We start from the raw sequence: 737 nt of genomic DNA, 5'->3' as shown, positions 1-737 counted from the left end.
GACAACATGGACGCCACAGACGGCGCGCTAACTGTTGCGCTAACCGTTAATGATAACGCTGAAACCGCCAATATCTCTGGTACCACAACTGACGTGGCACCAGATTCAACAGTCACGCTGACCTTAACCGACAGCGCGGGCAATGTGCAGCAAGTGACGGGTGTCACCGTTAATGATGACGGCACTTATTCGATTGATAGCGTCGATATCTCAGGTCTGGTCGATGGTGATATCAAAGTCGAAGCCAGCGCAGAAGATCGCAACGGCAATGCTGTCAATGGTAGCGATACTGACAACATGGACGCCACCGATGGCGCGCTAACTGTTGCGCTAACCGTTAACGATAACGCTGAAACCGCCAATATCTCTGGTACCACAACTGACGTGGCGCCAGGTACAACAGTGACTCTCACGCTCACCGATAGCGCTGGCAAAATACAAATCGTCACGGGTGTGACAGTTAATGATGACGGCACTTACTCGATTGATGGCGTCGATATCTCAGGTCTGGTTGATGGTGACATCACGGTTAACGCCAGCGCAGAAGATCGCAATGGCAACACCGTTAACGATGAAGCCACCGACAACATGGACGCCACCGATGGCGCGCTAACTGTTGCGCTAACCGTTAACGATAACGCTGAAACTGCGAACATCTCGGGCACCACAACTGACGTGGCACCGGGCAGCACAGTCACGCTGACCCTGACCGATAGCGCCGGCAATACGCAAGATAT

The 737-nt window shown here is 53.1% G+C and carries 1 pseudogene; it reads left to right on the top strand.

The features are described from left to right. A pseudogene (locus MSG37_RS21210) lies at positions 1 to 737 on the top strand (RTX toxin); the annotation flags it as partial.

This window comes from Shewanella sp. 1CM18E (assembly GCF_023161665.1).
Taxonomy (GTDB): Bacteria; Pseudomonadota; Gammaproteobacteria; order Enterobacterales; family Shewanellaceae; genus Shewanella.
Note: the sequence above shows the minus strand (reverse complement) of the source record. Positions and strands in the feature narration are given on the sequence as shown.